We start from the raw sequence: 21,959 nt of genomic DNA, 5'->3' as shown, positions 1-21,959 counted from the left end.
CCGGTCAGGCACTCAGGGCCAGGTAACGGTTTTTGATGGTCGGGTCGGCGCGGAAGGCTTCGGCGCTGCCCTCGTAGACCACGCGGCCCTGTTCGAGCACGTAATGGCGGTCGGCGAGCTTGTCGCAGACCATCAGGTTCTGTTCCACCAACAGCACCGGCAGGCCGTCGTCCTTGACCTTGCGCAGGATCTTCACCAACTCGTCGACGATCACCGGGGCCAGGCCTTCGGTGGGTTCATCGAGGATCAGTAGCTTGGGATCGTTGAGCAGGGCGCGGGCGATGGCGAGCATCTGTTGCTCACCACCGGACAACGCGTGGCCGGCGTTTTTGCGCCGTTCCTTGAGGCGCGGGAACATGGCGTACACGTCTTCCAACTGCCAGCGACTGGTCTTGCGTGCGGCGATGCGCAGGTTTTCTTCGACGGTGAGCAGGCGGAAAATCCCACGGTTCTCCGGCACCAGCGCCAGGCCCTGGCGGGCAATTTCGAAGATCTTCTGGCCCACCAATGCCTGGCCGTTGAAATGGATCTGGCCCTGGCGCGGGCAGATGATGCCGAGGATGCTGCGCAAGGTGGTGGTCTTGCCAGCGCCATTGCGCCCCAGCAGCGTCACCAGTTCGCCAGGGTTGACGGTCAGCGACACGCCTTCCAGCACGTGGCTCTTGTCGTAGTAGGAATGGATGTTCTCGACGATCAGCATCAGGCAGCCTCCCCAAGGTAAGCGGTGCGCACGCGTTCATCGGCGCGCACGAATTCCGGCGTGCCTTCCACCAGGATCTGGCCGTGGCTCATCACCGTGATGCGTTGGCTGATGGACATGACGATGCTCATGTTGTGTTCGATCAGCAGCACCGTGTGGTCGCGACCGAGGTCGCTGATCAACTGGGTCATGATCGGGATGTCATCGATGCCCATGCCCGAGGTGGGTTCGTCGAGCATCAACAGTTTCGGTTTGGAGCAGATCGACATGCCCACCTCCAGCACGCGCTGCTGGCCGTGGGACAACTCGCCGGCCAGGGTGTTGGCGCGGGCGGTGAGTTGCAGGCGCTCCAGCACCTGGTCGGCCATCTCCAAGTGTTCGCGCTTGCTGTCGACACGGCGCCAGAAATTCAAGGCGCGTGCGCCGTCGCGGCCCTGGGCGGCCAGGCGCAGGTTTTCGCGCACGCTGAGGTTCTGGAACAGGCTGGTGAGCTGGAACGAGCGCGCCATACCCAGGCCGACGCGGCCGTGGGCGGGCTTGCGCATCAGGTTCTTGCCGTCGAAATGAATCGCCCCGGCGGTGGCCTGGCGTTCGCCCGTGAGGCAGTGGAACAGGCTGGTCTTGCCGGCGCCGTTGGGGCCGATGATGGTGTGGATGGTGCCGGCCTCGACCTTGAGGTTCACGCCGTTCACCGCATGGAACGCGCCATAGGCCAGTTCCAGGTCTCTGGTTTCCAAAAGGATGCTCATAGCCCTTCCTCCTTGGCGACAGCGGCCGTGTTGCGATGGCCGCGTACCTGTTCGAACAGCGACGCCAGGCCGCCCCACAAACCACCGCGCATGAAGATCACCACCAGGATCAGGATCACCCCCAGCAGCATCAGCCAGCGCGGCCACAGGTCGGAGAAGAAATCCCCGAGCAGCACGATGGAGCCAGCGCCGAGCAGCGAGCCGAACAATGAGCCGGTGCCGCCGACAATGGTCATGATCAGGATGTTCTCGGACATCGCCAGGTCGATATTCGACAGCGGCACAAAGTGCAGCAGCATGGCGTACAGCGCGCCGGCAATCCCGGTAACGGCGCCGGACAGCACAAACACCAGGATCTTGAAGTGCCGCGTGTCGTAGCCGATGGCCGAGGCGCGGGTTTCGTTTTCGCGGATCGCCATCAAGGTGCTGCCGAATGGCGAGGCGATCACCCGGCGGGCGCCGATGAAGATCAACAGGAACAGCACCGCGACAAAGCCGTAAAAGGCGCGGGCGTCGGCCAGTGACAGCAGCACGGTTTCACCTATGCGGATCTCTGGGCGCGGTACACTGAGCAGGCCGTTGTCGCCACCGGTCCAGTCGCTGAGGGTGTAGGCGACAAAGTAGGCCATCTGGCTGAACGCCAGGGTCAGCATCACGAAGTAGATGCCGGTGCGACGGATCGCCAGGGCACCCACCAGCAACGCCAGGAAGCCACCGGCCACGGCAGCGCCGAGCAACGCCGTGAACAGGCCCAGTTGCAGGTGGATCATCAGCAACGCTGCGCAATAGGCGCCGGCCCCGAAGAAGATGCCTTGGCCGAACGACAGCAGGCCGGTGTAGCCCAGCAGCAGGTTGCAGGCGAGGGCCGCCATCGCAAAGATCAGGATCTCGGTGGCCAGGGTCGCCGACGGCAGTATCAAGGGCAGTCCGATCAGTACCGCCAACACCCACAGCAACATCGCGCGCGATTGCGTCTTGGCAAACGGCAGGGGATTTTTCTCGCTCATGTCAGGCTCTCCCAAACAGGCCGTAGGGACGGACCAGAATCACCACGGCCATGGCGCCGTAGATCATCAAGCTCGCGCCCTGGGGCCAGAGTGTGGTCATCAGGCTTTGCACCACGCCCACCAGCAAACCGCCGACCAGCGCACCGCTGAACGAGCCCATGCCGCCGATCACCACCACCACGAAGGCCACCCCGAGAATTTCCGGGCCGACAAAGGGCTGCGCGCCGCGCAACGGGGCGAACAGCACGCCCGCGACACCGGCCAGGGCCACGCCGAGGGCGAAGGTCATGGAGAACAGGCGGAAAATATTGGTGCCCAGCAGCGACACGGTTTCGGTGCTTTCACTGCCGGCCCGCACCAGGGCGCCGAAGCGCGTGCGTTCCAGCAGCAGCCACAGGCCCAGGCCGACCAGCCCGGAAAACACGATGAGAAACAGGCGGTAGTAGGGGTAGACGAAGTCACCCACCACCAGCACGCCGCGCAGCAGTTCCGGCACGGCGACGCTTTTGCCCACCGGGCCCCAGATCATCACGCTGGCTTCCTGGATGATCAGCGCGATGCCCAGGGTCACCAGGATCTGGAACATGTGCGGTAAGTGATAGATGCGCTGGATCAACAAGCGTTCGATGGCCCAGGCCAGCGCGGCCACCACCAGCGGCGCAATCAGCAGCGCCAGCCAGAAGTTGCCGGTGAGGCTCACGGCGGTGTAGCAGATGTAGGCACCCAGCAGGAAAAACGCGCCGTGGGCGAAGTTGACGAAGTTGAGCAGGCCGAAAATGATCGTCAGCCCGACCGCGATCAGGAAGTAGATCATCCCCAGCCCAAGGCCGTTGAGGATCTGGAACAGGTAAAGATTAAGCATGCAGGAACCCTCTGCAGGAGGCCGCTTGCACGGCCCTGCGCTACCAAATTCAGGGGGATCAGCCGAGCGTGCAGCCCGTGGCTTCCACCGGCGGGAACGACTGGCCGGCGCTGAGCACCTTGGCCAGGTCATCCTTGTCGGCCATGTCGGCGGTGGCCTTGCCGATCAGCAGGTAGTAATCCTTGATCACCTGGTGGTCGCCGGCGCGGATCGATTCCTTGCCGGTGGGCCCTTCGTAGCTCAGGCCCTGCAGGGCCTTGGCCACGGTCGGCCCGTCGAAGCTGCCGGTAGAAATAATGGCTTCGAGCATGACCTTGGTGCTGATGTAATCGGCGGCCAGCGGGTAGGTAGGGTTGATGCCGTATTTGGCTTGGGTGAGCTTGACCAGTTCACGGTTGAGCGGGGTGTCGACCTGGTGCCAGTACTGCGCACCGAGATACACGCCTTCCAGCACGTCGCTGCCCAGTTCCTGGAACTGGTCGAGGCCGGCGGACCACACCAGCAGCACCTTCATACGTTCCTTGATACCGAAGTTCACCGCCTGGCGCAGGGTGTTGGACGACTGGCTGCCGAAGTTGAGCAGCACCAGCACATCGGGTTTGGCGGCGATGGCGTTGGTCAGGTAGCCGGAGAATTCCTGCTCCTGCAACGAGTGGTAGCTGTTGCCGATGTGTTCCAGGCCGTTTTCCTTGAGCACATTCTTCGCACCTTCGAGCAGCGCTTCGCCGAACACGTATTGCGGGGTGATGGTGTACCAACGCTTGGCGTCCGGCAGCAGCTTGATCAGCGGCACCATGGTTTCGCGGATCGCGCCGTAGGTGGGCACCGACCAGCGGAAGGTTGCCTTGTTGCAGTCCTTGCCGGTGACTTCATCGGCGCCCACCGGGGTCATGAACACACCGCCGACCTTGTCCACTTCCTTGGCCACCGCCAGTGCCGAGGACGACAGGGTGCAGCCCTGGAAGAACCGCGCGCCATCCTGCTGGATGGCTTCCTGCACCTTGCGCACGGCCTTGCCGGCATTGCCCTCGGTGTCGATCACCTTGTAGTTCAGTGGGCGGCCGAGTAGCTCGGGGTGTTGTTCCACCGCCAGGCGCGAACCCATGTCGGCAAACTTGCCATAGCTGGCAAAAGCGCCAGACATGGACTTGAGGCCGTAAAAGGTAAAAGGCTCGGCGGCGAATGCAGACCGGATGCTCAGCGGGAGGCTGAGGGCGGCGGCTGCGGTAAGACTGGCTTTCAACAACGTACGACGCTGCATGGGGTGACTCCCTGGTTTAGTTATTGGCAGGAGTGGCAATGGCGATACGGTGGAGCAAGGGCCTGTGGGCAGGCCTGTTATTGGAGGGGGGGCTGTCAGTGGGTGTGATCGAACTCCAGCAAAAAGTGCGGGCTGACCTGGCCTTCAAGGGCGGTCATGTGGTGTTCGGCATCGCACATGTGTTCATGCATCAAGCTGCGCACCGCTCTTTCATCCCCGGCATGAAAGGCGATCAGCAACTGCTTGTGATAGTCGAGGTTGGCGGCGTCGAACTGCTTGCGCTTGGGCTTGTAGGCTTTTTTCAGCACCACCAGGTCGCGCAGCAGATCGTTGAGGAACTGCGCCATGAAACTCAGCAACGGGTTGGGACAGGCCTTGGCCAGCAGGTTATGGAACTCAAGTTCCGCCAGGCGCTGTTCACGCTGGCCGGCTTCACTGTCTTCGGGGGCGCTGCAAAAATCCACGTTGTCTTGCAGGGCCTGGTAGTCCTCTTCGCTCAAGCGTCCGAGCACCGATACCGCGAGCTCCACTTCGATGACTTTGCGCAGTTGGTACACCTGTTCGCCGTCCAGATGCTGGAAGTGCAGGTAGTTGCGCAACGCGCGGCTGGCCGGTTCGGTGCCGGCCTGGTTCAGGTAGGCGCCGCCGCTGGGCCCGGTGCGAGTGCTCACCAGGCCTTCCACTTCCAGCGCCTTGAGCGCTTCGCGGGCCGAACCTTTGGAGCACTGGAAGCTTTCCATCAGCTCGCGTTCGGTGGGCAGGCGGTCGCCAGGCTTCAAGGCGTCGGTGACGATGGAGCGCTTGACCGACTCGACAATCACATCGGACAGCTTCTGGCGTTTGCGTCGTAGCGGGCGGCTTAGCATAAGTTCGATTTATCGTATTAATGCGGATTAATAGCACTTAATAACGATCGGGATGCAGCGTCAACGGCGGGTGTCGTTTTCGATGGCAACAGGTCGCAATCGGATGGTTACTCACCCTTGCCCGAATCCAGGCAGCGTGTGGATGGCGGAGGCTGCTTGCCGAAGACCAGGAAGTCGCCCACCCAGCGGTTGATACAGCTGCTGGCATCCTGTTTGGCCGTTTCTTTCAAGCGTAATTGTTCGACCTGAGGCGCTGCCGATTCAGACGGCTGCGCATTGACCAGCACCATGCGCGCCACCCGTTCGGGAAACAGCGCCGCGTACCGGTTGCCCAGGCGGGCTGCATCGGCATTGCCCAGGTAGAGCAGTTGGGCGTCGCCCAGTTGGGTGCGGACAAACTCCAGGTCCTGGGCGGCCTGTTCGACGCCATTGTCGTTGCCGAGGTCGCGGGGGCTGAGTTCGATGACGTCGTAGCGGTTGACCAGCGTGCGATACGCCGGGTTGGAGTAGGAGCCCCAGAGGCTGGTCAGGTGAATGACAAAGGTGCCGCCCTGGTTCCTTTTGGGGGCATCGCCAGCTTGGGCGAACACCACGCCTTCGCGGTTCAGCGGGTCACGGGCGCCGACGCGGGTCAGGTAGAGACGCAGATTGCCTTGCCGAGGCGCGGCGTAATTGCGCGGCACGCTCACGACCCCGCATTGGGTGCGTTGCAGCACTTCAGGGTCCAGGCGTTCAACGCTGGGCAGTGGGCAATCCAGCAGCCAATCAATGGCGGTGGGGGGAATCAGTTCTTGGGCAGCGCTTGCAGTCACCCAGAGACAGGCGCACGTCAGGTATTTTGCGACAGTCATCAAGAGGTCCTGGGCAACCGTGTGAGAGCGGTTTTTTTACCAAGGACCTTTGGTCGAAGAATGTAGGGCGAGAAGACAGCTGATGTACGAAAGCGGAGTTTTGTTTATCGGATCTGTGTCTGCCAGCCGCCGCCCAATGCCTTGTACAACGCGATGCTGGCCTGCAGGCGCGACAGCCGCAGTTGCACATTCTGGTCCTGGGCCGCGTACAGGGTGCGTTGGGTTTCCAGTACTGTGAGCAGGTCTTCGGCACCGGCCTGGTAGCGGCTTTCAGCGATCTGGAAGGCGGTCTGGGCCTGTTGCAGTTCTTCGCTTTGCCATTCGCGCTGCTGGTCGAGACGCGTGATGCTGCTGAGGGATTTTTCCACGTCGGCAAAGCCGTTGATGATCGCACCGCGATAGGTTTGCAGCAGTTCATCCTGGCGCGCGCGGGCCTTGTCGCGTTCAGCACTTAAACGGCCGTTGTTGAAGATCGGCGCCACCAGCCCGGCGGTCAGCGTGTAGTAGGGGCTGCGCAGGACATCCACGGCCTTGTAGGCGTCGGAACCCAGGGTCGCGCCGAGGGTGATGGCGGGCAGCATGGCCGCGCGGGCCACGGTGACGTCGGCCTGTGCGGCCGCCAATTGCGCCTCGGCCTTGGCGATATCAGGACGGCGGCTGAGCAATTGGCTCGGCATACCGGCACCGATCGTTGGCCAAGTGAGTGCCTGGAACGGCTCTGCGCCCAGATCCAACGTCTGGACCGGTTGGCCGAGGAGGGCGGCCAGCGTGATCCGCGACTCTTCGGCCAGTTGCTGGATCAGCGGCAGTTGGCGTTGCTGGCTGGCCACCAGGCTTTTTTGCTGGGCCAATTCCAGGGCGGTGGCGGAGCCGGCGTCATAGCGGGTCTGCACCAGGTCGAGCACGTTGCGCGCATTGGCCAGGTTCAGCTCGGCGATTTGCTGGCGCTGCTGCGCGGCCAGGGTTTGCGCGTAGCGGTCGGCCACGCTGCTGAGCAAGGTCAGCTCCACGGTGGCCTGGTCAAATTCGCTGGCGCGCAGGCTATGCAGGGCGCTGTCGCGGGCAGCGGCGCGGCCACCCCAGAAGTCCACTTCGTAGCTGGCGCTGAGGTTGGCGCCAAAGTTGTCGACGGCGTCATCGCTTTGCGTTGCGTCAAGATCCGGTCCACCCGGGCCACGCAACAGCTTCTGGCGGCTGGTGGTGAGGTTGAGCTTCACTTCCGGCAACAACGGCGCGCCGGCAATCACTGCGCTGGCTTGGGCCTGGCGCACGCGTGCAGTGGCGGCGGCCACGTCGAAACTATCACGCCGGGCCTGTTCGACCAGACGGTTGAGTTGCGGGCTGCCAAACTGCGTCCACCATTGCTGGTTGGTGGCTTGGGCAGCGTCGCGTTCGGCAAATTGCCAGGCGGCAGGCGCTGCAATCCCGCTGTCGAGCGCGGGCGGGTTGCCGGTACAGGCGCTGAGTAACACGCACAAGGCAGGCAGGTAGAAGGACTGTTTATTCACTGGTCAACGCCTTAACCGGATCGAGCCGGGCAGCTTTACGGGCCGGCATGAAGCCGAATACGACGCCGGTGACGAGTGCGCAACCAAATGCGCCAAACACCGCCAAGAGGGAGAACTGCACCGCCACCTTGGCCAGTACCAACACGCCGCCGACCAACAGGGCGAGGGCGATGCCACACAAACCGCCGACCACCGAGAGCATCACCGCTTCCGTGAGGAACTGGCGCAGGATATCGCGCTGGCGTGCGCCGGTGGCCATGCGGATGCCGATTTCACGGGTGCGTTCGCGCACGGTCATCAACATGATGTTCATCACGCCGATGCCGCCCACCAACAGGGAAATCGCCGCAATCGAACCGAGCATCAATGACAGCGTGTTCTGCGTGCGGGCCTCGGCCTGGATCATCGCGGCGTTGTTGGTCAGCTCATAGTCGCGCTTGCCGTTGTGCAACTTTTGCATCAACTGATCAATGGCGACTTCGGCTTCGTGGACCTTGCGCGCATCCGCCGCCGCGATCACCACATATTCGGGGTTGTAGCTGCCGAACAGGCGCACGCTGGCGGCGGTGTAAGGGATGGCAACGCGGTCGTCACTGTCCTTGTTGCCGGAGGCGGCGCCTTTTTCCGCCAGCACACCGATCACCTGGAACGGCACGTTTTCAATCAGGATGTACTGGCCGATCGGGTTGACCTCGCCCTTGAACAGCTTCTCGCGCACGCGATGGCCGATCACCGCCACGGTGGCGGCGGCGCGCTCGTCGGCGGCCGTGAAGTAACTGCCCTCGACCACCGGCCAATTGAAAATCTCCGGGAAATTGGTGTCATTGCCGCCCACGTAGGCCATGTAGTCCACGTTGCCGTAACGCACCCCGGCTTCGCTGCCGTTGACCGGCATGATGCGCTGGACCTGGGGCAGGGCCGCCAGCGCGTGGACGTCATCGAGGGTGACAATGCCCAGCGGCGTACGTGGGTTCGGCGACGAGCCACTGAGGTAGATGATGTTGGAGCCGAACGCGCCCATTTGCGCCATGACCTGGCGCTTGCTGCCTTCGCCCACCGCCAGCATCACCACCACCGAGGCTACGCCGATAATGATCCCCAGCAGGGTCAGCGCGGTGCGGAAGCGGTTGATCCACATCACCCGCCAGGCGGCTTGCACCGCGTCCACCAGCTCGGCTTTCCACGCGCCATTGTGCTCGGCGCCGTCGGCCAGGCGCTGGCGCAGGTCCACGGCTTGCAGGGCGCCGTTCGCCAATACCGGTGCAACGTCGCTGCCGTCGGCTGAATCGCTGATGATCAAACCATCGCGGATCTCGATGATGCGATTGGCCCGCGCCGCCACTTCGCGGTCGTGGGTAATCAGGATCACCACGTGGCCCTGGCTGGCGAGTTCGTCGAGCAGGGTCATGACCTCGGCGCCGCTGTGGCTGTCGAGGGCGCCGGTGGGTTCGTCGGCGAGGATGATATGGCCGCCGTTCATCAATGCACGGGCGATGGACACCCGCTGTTGCTGGCCACCGGAAAGCTGGTGCGGACGGTTGCCAGTGCGCTCCGCCAGGCCCAGGCGGGTGAGCAGGGCGTGGGCGCGGGCATGGCGCTCGGTGGCGCTGATACCGGCATAGATCGCCGGCATCTCGACGTTTTCCTGGGCCGAGCCGGAAGGGATCAGGTGGTAGCCCTGGAACACGAAGCCGAAGGCTTCGCGGCGCAGCCAGGCCAGTTCGTCACTGTCCAGGTGGGCGACGTTCTCCCCGGCGAACAGATAGTCGCCTGTGCTTGGACGGTCAAGGCAGCCAAGGATGTTCATCAACGTGGACTTGCCGGAACCCGAGGCGCCGACGATGGCGACGAATTCCCCCGCATGGATCGACAGGTCGATGCCGCGCAACACGTCGACCTGCGGGCTGTCACCGCCGCCGTAGGACTTGCGGATGTGCTTGAGTTCGATCAGGGGCGTGGTCAACTCAACCCCCGTTGCCGTCGGCCGGGCCGATCAGCAGTTGATCGCCTTCGCTCAAGCCGTCGAGCACCTGGACGCGCAGGCGGTCGCTGATGCCCACCTGCACCTGGCGTTGTTCGATGCGGCCATTCTTGCCCACGACCTGGGCGATCTGCCGGTTGGCATTGGCCGTGCCCGATAACGCGGCGACCGGCGCGGTGAGGGCGTCCTTGACCTGGCTGGCGACGAAAAATACCTGAGTGGTCATTTCGGCCATCAGCGCGTTGTCGCTGTTGTCCACGTCCAGCAGCACGGTGTACAGCACCACGCGGCCGCTGCCACTTTTGCTGGTGCTGTTGGGGCTGCCGCTGCCCTGGGTTTCATTCAACGGCTTGGGCGGGATCGGCAGGATCTGGCGCACGGTGCTGGTCCAGCGCCGGTTGCCGCCACTCAACGTGGTGAAATACGCGGTCATGCCCGGTTTGACGTGGCCGATATCGGCTTCCGAGACTTCCGCCCACACCGTCATCGGCGACAACTTGGCGATGCGCAGGATCAACGGCGTCTGCTGCTGGGCGTTGAGGGTCTGGCCGACCCGCGCGTCTACCGCCACCACGGTGCCGGCCATCGGCGCGTAGATGCGCGTGTAGCCCAATTCCGCTTCGTCACTGCGCAGGCTGGCCTGGGCTTGCTGGATCTGCGCCTGGAACATGTCGACCCGCGCCTGGGTGGCGCTCAGCTCGGCCTTGGCGGTTTGCACGTCTTCTTCACGGGTGGCGTTGCCGGCGGCCAGGCGTTGCTGGCGCTGATACTTCTGGCGTGCCAGTTCGTGCTGGGCCTTTTGCTCCTGCAACTGGGCCTTGAGGTTTTCGATGGCGTAGCGGCTGGCATCCAGCTTGGCTTTTTGCGTGGAGGGGTCGATCTCCACCAGCAACTGGCCTTCCTGGACCTGGTCGCCCGCCTCGACGTGGATCTTGCGGATCTGCCCGGAGGCCTGGGCGCCCACGTCCACATAACGGCGCGGCTGCAGGGTGCCGAGGGCGGTCACACTGTTTTCGATACTGCCGCGGGTGACGGTGACGGTGGTGAGGGTGTCACGCCCCGGCGGCAGCACTTGCCAGGCCGCGACGGCGATAATGGGGATCAGGCACGCGATAACAAGCAAGGCGCGTCGGGCAGGTCGAGGGCGTTTCATGCTTTGGTTCCAGCCAGGAAAGTTCGGACCGCAGTTGCGGGGAGCTGACAAGTAAACGAGGGAATTGCGCGGGGATTTAGGCAGTTACATAAGCAGTTACAGCTCCTTTGAAGAAAAAAATCGTCCGTTGATGCAAGTCTGCTTTAAAAGTAGATGAGAATTACTATAAATTGCACGCACTCAAACTGCCATCACCTGAAGGCTGTCTTTATTTGCACCCAAGGACCTAATGCCGCCACCCGGCGGTCGGGAGTCATGTTGGAAAACTACTATCGCGAGCTGGTGTGTTTCCTCAACGCCAAGCTGGGCAACCGTCAGGTGGCCGAGGATGTGGTGCATGACGCTTATGTCCGGGTGCTGGAGCGTTCCAGCGACACGCCCATCGAACAACCCCGTGCCTTTTTGTATCGCACCGCGCTCAACCTGGTGATCGACGGCCATCGGCGCAACGCCTTGCGCCAGGTCGAGCCCCTGGACGTGCTGGATGCGCAAGAGTGCTTCGCCAGCAGTTCGCCCCATACCAGTCACGACCACGGCCAGCGCCTGGAGCTGCTCGAACGCGCTCTGGCGGAGCTACCGGCGGCCTGTCGCGACAGCTTCCTGCTGCGCAAGCTCGAAGGCCTGACTCACCTGCAGATCGCCGAACGCCTGTGCATTTCCCGCGCCCTGGTGGAAAAACACATCGTCAACGCCATGAAGCACTGCCGGGTGCGGATGCGCGAGTGGGAAGCGCACTGATCAATGATCAGTTAAATTTTATTTCACTGTCCTCGTTTCCTATCAACACACGGCCTGTTGTTCAGGTCTTGAAGGTATTCCCGCCCCACCGCCAAGGGGCTTATCCAGAGGACACTGGAATGACACAGGCAATTGCTTCGCCCGCGGTTCACGACCTGATCGGTATCGGTTTCGGCCCTTCGAACCTGGCGCTGGCCATCGCCCTGCAGGAGCGCGAAAAGGCCCAGGGCAAACTGGACGTGCTGTTTCTCGACAAACAGGCGGACTACCGCTGGCACGGCAATACCCTGGTGACCCAGAGCGAACTGCAGATCTCGTTCCTCAAGGACCTGGTGACCTTGCGCAATCCCACCAGCCCGTATTCCTTCGTCAACTACCTCAAAGCCCACGACCGCCTGGTGGACTTCATCAACCTGGGCACCTTCTACCCGTGCCGCATGGAGTACAACGACTACCTGCGCTGGGTCGCCGGGCAGTTCCAGGCCCAGGCGCGCTATGGCGAGGAAGTGCTGGCCATCGAGCCGATCCTGCACCAGCAGCAGGTTGAAGCGCTGCGCGTGATTTCCCGCGATGCGCTGGGTGAGCAACATGTGCGCACCACCCGTTCGGTGGTGGTCAGCGCCGGCGGCACGCCGCGCATTCCTGAAGCATTCAAGGCGCTCAAGGGCGACAGTCGGGTGTTCCACCATTCCCAATACCTGGAGCGCATGGCCAGCCAGCCGTGTGTCGAGGGCAAGGCCATGCGCATCGCTATCATCGGCGGTGGCCAGAGCGCGGCAGAAGCCTTCATCGACTTGAACGACAGCTTCCCGTCGGTGCAGGTTGACATGATCCTGCGCGGTTCGGCGCTCAAGCCCGCCGACGACAGCCCGTTCGTCAACGAAGTGTTCTCGCCGGCCTTCACCGACCTGGTGTTCCAGCAAGAGGGTGCCGAGCGTGAGCGTTTGGTCGCCGAATACCAGAACACCAACTATTCGGTGGTGGACCTGGACCTGATCGAGCGTATCTACGGCATCTTCTACCGCCAGAAAGTCTCCGGCATCGCGCGCCAGGCGTTCCGCACCATGACCGTGGTCGAGAAGGCCACCCCAGGCCCGCTGGGCATCGAGCTGGTGCTGCGCAACAACGCCAACGGCGACACCAGCATCAATCACTACGACGCGGTGATCCTGGCCACCGGCTACGAGCGCCAGACGCACCGCGCCTTGCTCGCACCGCTGGAAGATTACCTGGGTGACTTCGAGGTGGCGCGTGACTACCGCATCGTCACTGACGAGCGTTGCAACGCCGGTATCTACATCCAGGGCTTCAGCCAGGCCAGCCACGGCTTGAGCGATACTTTGCTGTCGGTATTGCCGATTCGTGCGGATGAGATTGCGGCGTCGTTGTATGCGCTGGACCGTGGGCGCGGCAAGGGGCGCTCGGTGCAGGACCTGTTGCTCGCCACGGCAAGCTGACAGGCTGCACTTGTGACCCGGAGGGTTGGCTGATACTGTACAAAAAACCAGTATCGGTAACCCTCCATGCAGTTGATCGAAAAACTCAGCATCCTCGCCGACGCCGCCAAGTACGATGCTTCGTGCGCCAGCAGTGGTGCGCCCAAGCGTAGCTCCGAGGGCAAGGCGGGGCTGGGTTCCACCGATGGCATGGGCATTTGCCACAGCTACACGCCGGACGGGCGTTGTGTGTCGTTGCTCAAGGTGTTGCTCACGAACTTCTGTCTGTACGACTGCCAGTACTGCGTCAACCGCCGCTCCAGCGACGTGCCCCGCGCGCGTTTCAGCCCGGAGGAGGTGGTTACCCTGACCCTGGATTTCTACCGGCGCAATTGCGTCAGCGGGCTGTTTCTCAGTTCCGGCATCATCCGTTCGTCCGACTACACCATGGAGCAACTGGTGCGGGTCGCCAAATTGCTGCGCGAAGAGCATGACTTTCGCGGCTATATCCATCTCAAGACCATTCCCGACGCCGATCCGGCGCTGATCGCCGAAGCCGGAAAGTATGCCGATCGCCTGAGCGTGAACATCGAACTGCCTACCGAGGCCAGCCTGCAGACCCTGGCGCCGGAAAAAAAGATCGTGTCGATCAAGCAGGCCATGCAGACCATCTACACCGGCGAGCAGACGGTCCGCAACGAACCGCGCGCGCCGCGTTTTGCCCCAGCCGGGCAGAGCACGCAACTGATCGTGGGTGCCGATGACACCGATGACAGCACCATCCTCCACGGTGCCGAGGCGTTGTACGGCAACTTCAAGCTGCGCCGCGTGTATTACTCGGCGTTCAGCCCCATCCCCAACAGCCCGAAAAGCGTGCCTTTGGCAGCACCGCCCTTGATGCGCGAGCACCGCTTGTACCAGGCGGACTTTTTGCTGCGCAGTTATGGCTTCAGCGCCAACGAGCTTTTCCAAGGCCCCGGCCACCTGGCCCTGGATATCGACCCCAAGCTGGCCTGGGCCCTGGAAAACCGTGAGGTGTTCCCCCTGGACCTGAACCGCGCCGAACCGACCTTGATCGCGCGTATCCCAGGCATTGGCCTGCGCACTACCCAGCGCCTGGTGGACCTGCGCCGCGAGCGCAAGATCCGCTTCGAAGACCTGGCGCGCATGCGGTGTGTGCTGGCCAAGGCCAAGCCGTTTTTCATCACCAGCGACTACCATCCGCAACAGGCCGACAGCACCAGCGTGTTGCTGCGCGAGCAATTGCGCGACCGTCCGCAGCCACAGCAAATGGGCTTGTGGGGATGATCAGCCTGGAGTGCAACAACCTGTTCAGCACCTGGCGCGAGCAGGCGCGCTGGCTGCTGAGTCATCAGGTCGACCCCAGCCAGGTGAGCTGGGGCGAGGCTGAGGTGGCGGACCTGTTTGCCACCGACGAACCGATTCCCGAAGGCTTGGGGCCTTACCAGACGCGGGTGCCCAAGGCCCTGCTGGAATTGCTGGAGTCGGCCGCCTGTTACCACGGCGACCAGCGCTGGAGCCTGTTGTATGAAGTGTTGTGGCGCGTCAGTCATGGTGACCGCACGGCGATGCTGGCGGGGGACAAGCTGGGCAGTGAGTTGCAGCGACGGATCAAGCAGGTCAGTCGCGAGGCGCATCATTTGCACGCGTTTGTGCGGTTTGTCGCGCTACCGGCCGGGGCGGGGCTGGCGTTGCCGGAATATGTGGCCTGGCATGAGCCGGCCCACGACATCCTGAAGTCCGCCAGTCAGCATTTTGTAGGACGGATGGGGCGTCATCGCTGGATGATCGCCACGCCGTTGGATGGGGTGTATTACGACGGCGAGCAGCTTGTTCATCAGCGCGAGTGCCCCGAGGCTTGGCGCCAGCTGGCACAGAATGTCGAGGACCCCCACAGTGCGATGTGGCTGACCTATTACAGCCACATCTTCAACCCGGCACGCTTGAACCCCAAGGTGATGGAGGGGCATCTGCCGAGCCGGTTCTGGAAAAACCTGCCCGAGGGCAAGTTGATTCCGGGTTTGATCACCGAGGCGCGGACGGGGAAGCAGAAGGACGGGCAGGCAAAATTGATTGGGGCAAAGCCGGGTCGCCAGATTGCCAACCCCCACCGAGCGCGGTGACCAACCCCACGCTTGCCTGCAACTGACGGGTCTGTACTTCCTGCAACGTGCGTTGTGCCTGCAGGGCTGCCGTCTGTGCGGTGACCACGTCCAGGTAGCTTACCGCGCCGGCCTCGTAGCTGTTCATCGCCAGCGTTTGTGTGTGTTGCGCCGCATCCGCCGCCGCCTGCTCATCCTGGGCTTCCTGTTGCAGGTCTCGTAGCTGCGCCAGGTTGTCCTCGACTTCGCGCACCGCTTTCAAGACATGGCTGCGGTATTGCGCCGAGGCTTCTTCAAACTCGGCTTTGGCTTGGCGTTCATTGGCGCTCAAGCGGCCGCCATCAAAGATCGGCAAGTTCACCAGTGGGCCCAGCGCCCAATAGCGATTGCCCGCCGACAGCAGGTTACCGACGCCTTGCGTCTGCCCACCGATCAGCCCGGTCAGGCTGAAGTCCGGGTACCACGCGGCCTTGGCTACGCCGATATTGGCATTGGCTGCAAACACCCGGCGTTCCGCCGCCGCGATATCCGGCCGACGTTGCAGCAGGTGGCTCGGTAGCTGCGAAGGAATCCCCGGCAGCGCGATCAACCTCTCGCTTGGCGACAAACTGAAATTACTGGCGGCCACGCCCACCAATTCGCCTATCGCATGTTCGGTGAGGTTGCGTTGGCCCTGTACTTCATCCCATTGCGCCTTGGCTTCGGCCAACTGATTCTGCGCGCGCGTCAGGTCGAGCTCCGACGCAATCTGGCCCTCATATCGGCTGCGAGTCAGTTGCAATGCCTGGCTGAAATCATCCAGCGAAGCGCTGAGAATCCGCGCCTGGGCATCCAGCCCGTTGAGCTGCACGTACAAGGTCGCCAACTGATGTTGCAGGCTCAAGCGCGCCACCGCCAAATCATCGCCGGACGCCTGTGCCTGGGCATCACCGGCCGCCACCTGGTTGCGGATTTTGCCCCACAGGTCCAGGTCGTAGCTCAGTGAAAACCCTGCGGTGTTGCTGTTGTACACCGATGGCTGCGTATCCCCTCGCAGCGGCCGCGAGTCCGATTGCCGCTGGCGCAATGGCTGCGCGCTGGCGGTGATCTGCGGGAACAACCCTGCATGCAATTGGCTGGCATAGGCCTGGGACGCATCGAAGTGCGCGAGTGCCGCCGCCAAGTCGGGGTTGGCCTTGAGCAGTTGCTGTTGCAGGTCGTTCAGGCGCGAATCCTGGTAGAGCGTCCACCATTCGGGGGCCAATTGATCGGACGGTTGCGCGCTGTGCCAGGGACCCTCGCTGGTTTGTTCGCGGTAATCGGTCGGTAGGTCAACGTTAGGTACCTTGTAGGTTGGCGCCATCGAGCAGCCCTGCAACGCCAGCAGCATCAGCGCTGCCAGGGGTTTAAGCCTTAGGCGCATGCGCACCTCCGGCGGCGGCCAGTTGCACTGGGTCGCCTTCACGCAGGGCGTCCGGCGGGTTGTCGACCACGCGGTCGGCGGGTTTCAGGCCTTGGTCGATGACCAGGCGCTCGCCCAGGTCCAGGCCGATGTGAATGTCCTGCAGGTGCACGTGATTCTGCGCGTCCAATACCGCCACTTGGGTGCCTTGGGCCCGGAAGATCAGCGCGCTGGCCGGGATGCTTACGCCATGGGTATCCGCCGGAATCGGCAGGGTGGCTTCGGCGTAGTCACCGGGGAGCAATTCGCCATTAGGGTTGTCGGCCACGAACTGCGCAAGCAGGGTGCCGGAACGGCGGTCGATGGCGGTGGAATCACCGATCAGGTGCGCCTTGAAGTGTTCTCCGGGGTGTTCGGGTACGGTCAGCTCGGCTTCAAGGCCGGGGTGGATGACTGCCGCGTAGTTCTGCGGCACGGGCACATACAGGCGCAATTGATGGGTATCGGCGATGTTGAACAGCTCGGGATCGCTGTCGGTGTCGGCCTTGATCAATTGGCCGATATCGGTGTTGCGTGCGGTGATGGTGCCGGCGAACGGCGCGCGGATCGTCTTGTAGCTTTCCAATGCGGACAGCCGCGCATAGTCGGCAGCGGCGGCTTCGGCGTTGGCTTTTGCGGCGGCGGCGTTGGAGGTTTTTTCATCGGCCTCCTGACGCGATACCGAATGGCTGGCGAGCAGGTTTTGCCAGCGCGTCGCGGTGGTTTCGGCCAGGCGTGCGTTGGCCTGTTCCTGTATCAGCCGTGCATGGGTTTGCGCCAGTTGCTGGTCCAGGTCGGGGCTGTCGATCTCGGCAAGGATTTGCCCGGCTTTGACCTGGGTGCCGATGTCGGCTTTCCAGTCTTTCAAGTAGCCGCTGACGCGGGCGTGAATCGGCGCCTTGCTCCAGGCTTCCAGGTGCGCCGGCAAGCGCAGGGTGTCGCCGGCGGCATTCTGCTGCGGTTGGAACACCATCACCTGCGGGACGGCGGCGGTTTCGGTCCAGGCGGTGACCGATTGTTCGTGCAGCGTGCGGGCGTGCAGGCCGTTGGCGACCAACAGGGCGGCCAGGGTCAGGCCGCCGACACCCATGAGCATCAGACGCTTGCGCGAGGGTTTGTGATCAGACGACATGAGACGTTTCTCCAGCAGTAGCGCGAGTAGGGTGACGGCCGTGGACCAGGCTGAAGACCACGGGGACAAATAACAGAGTGGCGGTGGTGGCGAGGATCAGGCCGCCGATCACCGCGCGGCCGAGCGGGGCGTTTTGCTCCTCGGAAATCGCCAGGGGCAACATGCCGATGATCATCGCCAGGGCGGTCATGCACACCGGGCGAAAGCGCGTGTAACCGGCTTCCAGCGCGGCCTTGAGCGCATCGCCATGTTCGGCCAGGCGTTCACGGCAGAAGCTCACCACCAGGATCGAGTTGGCGGTGGCCACGCCCATGCACAGGATCGCGCCGGTCAAGGCGGGCACCGACAACGAGGTGCCGCTGAGGAACAGCATCCACACGATCCCTGCCAGCGCCGCAGGCAAGGCGGTGATGATTACGAACGGATCGACCCACGACTGGAAGTTGACCACGATCAGCAGGTAGATCAGCACCACCGCGCCAAGCAAGCCAAAGCTCAAGCCGCTGAAGGCTTCGTGCAACGCATCGATCTGCCCGTGCAGGCTGATCACCGCGCCTTTGGGGCGCATGGACGCCGTGTCATCCAGCACTTTCTGCACATCACGGGCCACGCCGCCGAGGTCGCGACCTTGCACGTTGGCGTACAGGTCCAGGGTCGGTTCGATGTTGTAATGGGTCACCACTGCCGGGCTTTGCACCCGGGAGATGGTGGCCACGCCGCCAAGGATCTGCGACTGGCCGTCGGCGCCGGTCACCGGCAGCGCTTCCAGCGAAGGCAGGCTGTCGAGGCGATATTGCGGGGTGGCGGCGACGATGGAATAGGACACGCCGTTGGCCGGGTTGAGCCAGAAGGTCGGTGCCACTTGGGAACTGCCGGCGAGGGAGGCGACCATGCTGTTGGTCACGTCACGTTCGGTAATGCCCAGGCCGTTGGCGCGCAGGCGGTCGACGTTGACCTGCAAGGACGGGTAGCCGGTGGACTGCTGGATGCGCAGGTCAGCGATGCCGGGTACGTGCTGCAGGCGCCGCTCCAGTTCCACCGCATACGCACGGTTTTCTTCATCGCTGCGCCCGGAGATTTTTACGTCCAGCGGGGCCGGGGCGCCGAAGTTGAGGATCTGGCTGCTGATGTCGGCTGGCAGGAATGCGAAGTGGCTACCGGGGAAACTTTCCGGCAGGGTTTCGCGCAGTTTCTTCACGTAATCGGCGGTGGGCGCGTGGTCTTTTTTCAGGGTGACCTGGATGTCGCCGTCCTGCGGGCCGATGGTGCCGCTGCTGCTGTAGGCCATATCGATACCGCTGAGCGGGATGCCGATGTTGTCGACGATGGTGTCGAGTTCTTCGGCGGGAATCACCTCGCGAATCCGCGCTTCGATACGGTCGAAGGCGGCGGCGCTTTCTTCGATGCGCGTGCCCAGTGGCAGGCGCACGTGCAGGGCCAATGCACCCGCGTCGGTGGCCGGGAAGAAATCCTGGCCGAGGCTCGGCAGCAACAGGAACGACGCCAGCACGCAAGCCAGGAAACCGACGATAAAGCCCTTGCGATTACCCAAGGCCAAGGTCAGCAGACCATGGTAGGTGTCGCGTATGTTCGAGAAGTGCCGTTCAAAGCCCTGCTGGAAATTCAGCACCGATTGCAGCACGCGATTGCGCGGTTTCTTGTGCTGCTCGCCCTCGTGGTGGTTGATGAATGCATCTTCCGGATGATGCCCGGCGCCTGGCTCCGGCGTGTGCGGCTTGAGCAGGAACATCGCCAGGGTCGGCACCAGCGTACGCGAAAGAATGAACGAACTGGCCATGGCAAAGATCACCGCCAGGGCCATCGGCCGGAACAGGTAACCGGCGATGCCTTGCAGCAAAAACATCGGCACGAACACGATGCAGATACACAGCAGCGAGACGAACGCCGGGCCGACGATCTGTGCGGCGCCGTCGAGAATCGCGGTCTTTACCGCCTTGCCTTGTTCCAGGTGCCAGTTGATGTTTTCGATGGTCACCGTGGCGTCGTCCACCAGGATCCCCACCGCCAACGCCAGTCCGCCGAGGGTCATCACGTTGAGGGTTTGCCCGCTGACCGCCAGCAGTGCAATCGCCGACAGCACCGCCAGGGGAATCGAGGCGGCAATAATGATCGTGGAACGCCAACTGCCGAGGAACAGCAGGATCATCGCACTGGTCAGCAGCGCGGCAATGATGCCTTCCTGGGCCACGCTGCCCACCGACTGTTTGACGAACACCGAGGCATCACCCAGCAGCGAGGTCTTCAGCGACGGCGGCAGGGTCTCGTTGATGCGCGGCAGCATCTGGCGGATGCCGTCGATGATCGACAGGGTGGAGATGCTGCCGTTTTTCAGCGCTGGCATGAGGACCGCACGGTGGCCGTCGACGCGCACGATATTGGTCTGCGGCGGCGAGCCGTCGCGCACGTGGGCGACTTGGCCGATGGTGATCAAGGCTCCGTCGACGGTCTTGATCGGCAGGTCATTCAGCTCATCGATGGCCTTGGGGCTGTTGTTGAGCAGGATCGTGTATTCGTTGGGGCCGAGTTTGGCGGTGCCCACCGGGATGATCTGGTTCTGCAGGGCCAAGGCGTTGCCCACGTCCTGGGCCGACAAGCCTTTGGCGGCCAGCGCCTGTGGGTCGAGGTCCAGCGTGATCTGGCGCTGCTTGCCGCCCATGGGCGTCGGCATGGCCAAGCCGGGCAGGGCGCTCAGGGGCAGGCGGATGTTGTTCTGCACCAGGTCGCGGATCTTGGCTTCCGAGAGGCTGGGGCTGGAGAACGCCATCTGCAAAATCGGCACCGTGGAGGCGCTGTAGTTGAGGATCAGCGGCGGCGTGATGCCCGGCGGCATCTGCTTGAGCACGGTTTGTGACACCGCTGTCACCTGGGCGTTGGCGGTGCGGATATCCACGCCGGGTTGGAAGAAGATCTTGACGATGCCCATGCCGGGCAGGGATTGCGATTCGATATGCTCGATGTCGTTGACGGTGGTGCTCAGGGAGCGTTCATAGGTGTAGATCACCCGACCGGCCATGGCGTCCGGCGACAGGCCGTTGTACTGCCAGACCACGGCAACCACGGGGATGCCGATGTCCGGGAAAACGTCAGTGGGGGTGCGCAGGGCCGCCATCGGCCCGATGATGCAGATGAATATGGCCAACACGATAAACGTGTACGGCTTTTGCAGTGCGGTCTTTACCAGCCCGAGCATGCGTGAAACCTCCGGAGGGAGCAGGATTGCAAACCCCGGCAGTCTTGCCCGACCCACCTAACACGCACCTTTCAGCCAGGTGAAGGAACATTTAGGAAGGGCCTGAAGATCGTTTCATATGTATTCATTTGTTCTACAAAGGGTGGCTCCTCAAGCTTGTAGCCCATCGGACACATCGTCCCTATTTGTTGGAGCCCTGCCATGTCACTCAAACCTCTGTTATTGATTCCCGCCCTCGGTGCTGTGCTGTTGTTGTCGGCGTGCGCCGGCCCGATCCCCAAGGCCGATCCGAGCGAAGCGTGGATCGGTCTGAAAGAAGAGGCCCCCAACGACCTGATGGCCGAACGCGTTGACGGCAAGCGCGTGGATGACGGACGTTTCTTTGAAGTGACGCCTGGAGACCATCGCCTGGATGTGACGCTGTTCGAAGAAGAGCCCGGCGACGACAACCAGCAGGACTGCCAGGGCCGGGTCGAGTACAAGGATTTCAAGGCAGGTGAGCACTACACCCTGGTGGAGTCGAGCCTGGGCACCACCGTGCGCGCATCCTTGATGGATGGTCACGGCAAGGAAGTCGCGGCGACTCAGGACTTCAATTGCATGCCGGGCTAGGCGTGATGTACCGCCACCTTATGGGGCTTGGCGGATGCAGCGGGTTTGACGTGGGGGTGATGGTGCCGACGGGTGATGCGCAACACCCCCCACAACATGGCGCCGGCTACCGCCAGCCAACCGCAGATCAACAGGATAATCGTTGTTGCAAGGCTCATTCGGGCCTCCTTTCGCCCCGCAGGGGGCACACACAGTCTTCTCAATGGACAGTCTAGCTACCTGGCGGTTGCCTGCTATTGACCAATGGTCGTGTCTGTCCAACTTCTTTGCTCTATCCGCGTCCTTTACTAAGCCTGCGGGCTATACCCGCGTGGCAGAGCGTCCTATGATCAGGGCCCTTACCGGCAGT

19 protein-coding genes are annotated in these 21,959 nt (G+C 62.9%); 5 read left to right on the top strand and 14 right to left on the bottom strand.

From position 1 onward, the window contains the following. Positions 1–4 precede the first annotated feature (4 nt). From OZ428_RS21650 to OZ428_RS21605, 10 genes are all read right to left on the bottom strand, one after another. A complete protein-coding gene (locus tag OZ428_RS21650; protein ID WP_028617000.1) occupies positions 5–700 on the bottom strand; it encodes an ABC transporter ATP-binding protein in 696 nt (231 codons plus the stop codon). Next, entirely contained in the window at positions 700–1,449 is a 750-nt protein-coding gene (locus tag OZ428_RS21645) for an ABC transporter ATP-binding protein (RefSeq protein WP_269131233.1), read from the bottom strand. Before OZ428_RS21645 ends, OZ428_RS21650 begins: the two co-directional genes overlap by 1 nt. Further along, positions 1,446–2,456, bottom strand: a complete 1,011-nt coding sequence (locus tag OZ428_RS21640; RefSeq protein WP_269131232.1) for a branched-chain amino acid ABC transporter permease — start codon at positions 2,454–2,456, stop codon at positions 1,446–1,448. The genes OZ428_RS21645 and OZ428_RS21640 overlap by 4 nt, the downstream gene beginning before the upstream one ends. A 1-nt stretch (position 2,457) precedes the next feature. Further along, the gene (locus OZ428_RS21635; protein ID WP_016974865.1) at positions 2,458–3,318 is read right to left on the bottom strand and encodes a branched-chain amino acid ABC transporter permease; all 861 of its coding nucleotides are present in this window, start codon (positions 3,316–3,318) and stop codon (positions 2,458–2,460) included. 58 nt (positions 3,319–3,376) lie between these two features. After that, on the bottom strand, positions 3,377–4,579 hold the full coding sequence (locus OZ428_RS21630; RefSeq protein WP_033903285.1) for an ABC transporter substrate-binding protein: 1,203 nt from the start codon (positions 4,577–4,579) through the stop codon (positions 3,377–3,379). Between the two features lie 95 nt (positions 4,580–4,674). Beyond that, positions 4,675–5,445, bottom strand: a complete 771-nt coding sequence (locus tag OZ428_RS21625; RefSeq protein WP_269131231.1) for a FadR/GntR family transcriptional regulator — start codon at positions 5,443–5,445, stop codon at positions 4,675–4,677. 107 nt (positions 5,446–5,552) lie between these two features. Further along, positions 5,553–6,296 carry an alpha/beta fold hydrolase gene (locus OZ428_RS21620; RefSeq protein WP_269131230.1) on the bottom strand — a complete coding sequence of 248 codons (744 nt, stop codon included), beginning with the start codon at positions 6,294–6,296 and terminating at the stop codon, positions 5,553–5,555. A gap of 104 nt (positions 6,297–6,400) precedes the next feature. Then, positions 6,401–7,804 (bottom strand): efflux transporter outer membrane subunit, encoded by a 1,404-nt coding sequence (locus tag OZ428_RS21615; protein WP_177110582.1) that lies wholly within the window; start codon positions 7,802–7,804, stop codon positions 6,401–6,403. Continuing rightward, positions 7,797–9,767 carry a MacB family efflux pump subunit gene (locus tag OZ428_RS21610; RefSeq protein WP_269131229.1) on the bottom strand — a complete coding sequence of 657 codons (1,971 nt, stop codon included), beginning with the start codon at positions 9,765–9,767 and terminating at the stop codon, positions 7,797–7,799. The genes OZ428_RS21615 and OZ428_RS21610 overlap by 8 nt, the downstream gene beginning before the upstream one ends. Before the next feature lies 1 nt (position 9,768). After that, positions 9,769–10,938, bottom strand: coding sequence for an efflux RND transporter periplasmic adaptor subunit (locus tag OZ428_RS21605; RefSeq protein ID WP_269131228.1), 1,170 nt, complete (start codon positions 10,936–10,938; stop codon positions 9,769–9,771). 255 nt (positions 10,939–11,193) lie between these two features. Here OZ428_RS21605 and OZ428_RS21600 point away from each other — a divergent pair, with 255 nt between their 5' ends. The 4 genes from OZ428_RS21600 (at position 11,194) to OZ428_RS21585 (ending at position 15,256) form a co-directional block, all read left to right on the top strand. Continuing rightward, positions 11,194–11,676: a sigma-70 family RNA polymerase sigma factor gene (locus tag OZ428_RS21600; RefSeq protein ID WP_033903279.1), complete on the top strand. Its 483-nt coding sequence runs from the start codon at positions 11,194–11,196 to the stop codon at positions 11,674–11,676. 119 nt (positions 11,677–11,795) lie between these two features. Beyond that, the gene (locus OZ428_RS21595) at positions 11,796–13,133 is read left to right on the top strand and encodes a lysine N(6)-hydroxylase/L-ornithine N(5)-oxygenase family protein (protein WP_016974872.1); all 1,338 of its coding nucleotides are present in this window, start codon (positions 11,796–11,798) and stop codon (positions 13,131–13,133) included. A 66-nt stretch (positions 13,134–13,199) separates the two neighbouring features. Then, positions 13,200–14,420, top strand: a complete 1,221-nt coding sequence (locus OZ428_RS21590; protein WP_038847671.1) for a putative DNA modification/repair radical SAM protein — start codon at positions 13,200–13,202, stop codon at positions 14,418–14,420. Then, positions 14,417–15,256, top strand: coding sequence for a TIGR03915 family putative DNA repair protein (locus OZ428_RS21585; RefSeq protein WP_269131227.1), 840 nt, complete (start codon positions 14,417–14,419; stop codon positions 15,254–15,256). The genes OZ428_RS21590 and OZ428_RS21585 overlap by 4 nt, the downstream gene beginning before the upstream one ends. On the opposite strand, the gene OZ428_RS21580 is transcribed toward OZ428_RS21585, so the two are convergent. Genes OZ428_RS21580 through OZ428_RS21570 form a run of 3 tightly spaced genes read right to left on the bottom strand, consistent with a single transcriptional unit; the run spans position 15,159 to position 20,998 of the window. After that, entirely contained in the window at positions 15,159–16,637 is a 1,479-nt protein-coding gene (locus OZ428_RS21580; RefSeq protein ID WP_269131226.1) for an efflux transporter outer membrane subunit, read from the bottom strand. The genes OZ428_RS21585 and OZ428_RS21580 overlap by 98 nt on opposite strands. After that, on the bottom strand, positions 16,621–17,787 hold the full coding sequence (locus OZ428_RS21575; RefSeq protein WP_269131225.1) for an efflux RND transporter periplasmic adaptor subunit: 1,167 nt from the start codon (positions 17,785–17,787) through the stop codon (positions 16,621–16,623). Before OZ428_RS21575 ends, OZ428_RS21580 begins: the two co-directional genes overlap by 17 nt. Next, a complete protein-coding gene (locus OZ428_RS21570) occupies positions 17,777–20,998 on the bottom strand; it encodes an efflux RND transporter permease subunit (RefSeq protein ID WP_269131224.1) in 3,222 nt (1,073 codons plus the stop codon). The genes OZ428_RS21575 and OZ428_RS21570 overlap by 11 nt, the downstream gene beginning before the upstream one ends. A gap of 201 nt (positions 20,999–21,199) precedes the next feature. Here OZ428_RS21570 and OZ428_RS21565 point away from each other — a divergent pair, with 201 nt between their 5' ends. Beyond that, entirely contained in the window at positions 21,200–21,610 is a 411-nt protein-coding gene (locus OZ428_RS21565) for a PA0061/PA0062 family lipoprotein (protein WP_016978010.1), read from the top strand. Here OZ428_RS21565 and OZ428_RS21560 read toward each other — a convergent pair. Further along, a complete protein-coding gene (locus OZ428_RS21560) occupies positions 21,607–21,768 on the bottom strand; it encodes a hypothetical protein (RefSeq protein ID WP_269131223.1) in 162 nt (53 codons plus the stop codon). The two genes, OZ428_RS21565 and OZ428_RS21560, sit on opposite strands and share 4 nt — an antisense overlap. Positions 21,769–21,959 lie beyond the last annotated feature (191 nt).

The sequence above is a fragment of the Pseudomonas sp. GXZC genome, from assembly GCF_026967615.1.
Classification (GTDB): Bacteria; Pseudomonadota; Gammaproteobacteria; order Pseudomonadales; family Pseudomonadaceae; genus Aquipseudomonas; species Aquipseudomonas azotoformans_A.
The sequence above is the reverse complement of the archived record's forward strand: the minus strand, read 5'-3'. Positions and strand labels throughout refer to the sequence as shown.

What these genes read in the sequence shown, in the direction of transcription:
- OZ428_RS21650 (WP_028617000.1), bottom strand. Translation starts at nt 700, where the DNA reads ATGCTGATCGTCGAGAACATCCATTCCTACTACGACAAGAGCCACGTG.
- OZ428_RS21645 (WP_269131233.1), bottom strand. Translation starts at nt 1,449, where the DNA reads ATGAGCATCCTTTTGGAAACCAGAGACCTGGAACTGGCCTATGGCGCG.
- OZ428_RS21640 (WP_269131232.1), bottom strand. Translation starts at nt 2,456, where the DNA reads ATGAGCGAGAAAAATCCCCTGCCGTTTGCCAAGACGCAATCGCGCGCG.
- OZ428_RS21635 (WP_016974865.1), bottom strand. Translation starts at nt 3,318, where the DNA reads ATGCTTAATCTTTACCTGTTCCAGATCCTCAACGGCCTTGGGCTGGGG.
- OZ428_RS21630 (WP_033903285.1), bottom strand. Translation starts at nt 4,579, where the DNA reads ATGCAGCGTCGTACGTTGTTGAAAGCCAGTCTTACCGCAGCCGCCGCC.
- OZ428_RS21625 (WP_269131231.1), bottom strand. Translation starts at nt 5,445, where the DNA reads ATGCTAAGCCGCCCGCTACGACGCAAACGCCAGAAGCTGTCCGATGTG.
- OZ428_RS21620 (WP_269131230.1), bottom strand. Translation starts at nt 6,296, where the DNA reads ATGACTGTCGCAAAATACCTGACGTGCGCCTGTCTCTGGGTGACTGCA.
- OZ428_RS21605 (WP_269131228.1), bottom strand. Translation starts at nt 10,938, where the DNA reads ATGAAACGCCCTCGACCTGCCCGACGCGCCTTGCTTGTTATCGCGTGC.
- OZ428_RS21600 (WP_033903279.1), top strand. Translation starts at nt 11,194, where the DNA reads ATGTTGGAAAACTACTATCGCGAGCTGGTGTGTTTCCTCAACGCCAAG.
- OZ428_RS21595 (WP_016974872.1), top strand. Translation starts at nt 11,796, where the DNA reads ATGACACAGGCAATTGCTTCGCCCGCGGTTCACGACCTGATCGGTATC.
- OZ428_RS21590 (WP_038847671.1), top strand. Translation starts at nt 13,200, where the DNA reads ATGCAGTTGATCGAAAAACTCAGCATCCTCGCCGACGCCGCCAAGTAC.
- OZ428_RS21585 (WP_269131227.1), top strand. Translation starts at nt 14,417, where the DNA reads ATGATCAGCCTGGAGTGCAACAACCTGTTCAGCACCTGGCGCGAGCAG.
- OZ428_RS21580 (WP_269131226.1), bottom strand. Translation starts at nt 16,637, where the DNA reads ATGCGCCTAAGGCTTAAACCCCTGGCAGCGCTGATGCTGCTGGCGTTG.
- OZ428_RS21575 (WP_269131225.1), bottom strand. Translation starts at nt 17,787, where the DNA reads ATGTCGTCTGATCACAAACCCTCGCGCAAGCGTCTGATGCTCATGGGT.
- OZ428_RS21570 (WP_269131224.1), bottom strand. Translation starts at nt 20,998, where the DNA reads ATGCTCGGGCTGGTAAAGACCGCACTGCAAAAGCCGTACACGTTTATC.
- OZ428_RS21565 (WP_016978010.1), top strand. Translation starts at nt 21,200, where the DNA reads ATGTCACTCAAACCTCTGTTATTGATTCCCGCCCTCGGTGCTGTGCTG.
- OZ428_RS21560 (WP_269131223.1), bottom strand. Translation starts at nt 21,768, where the DNA reads ATGAGCCTTGCAACAACGATTATCCTGTTGATCTGCGGTTGGCTGGCG.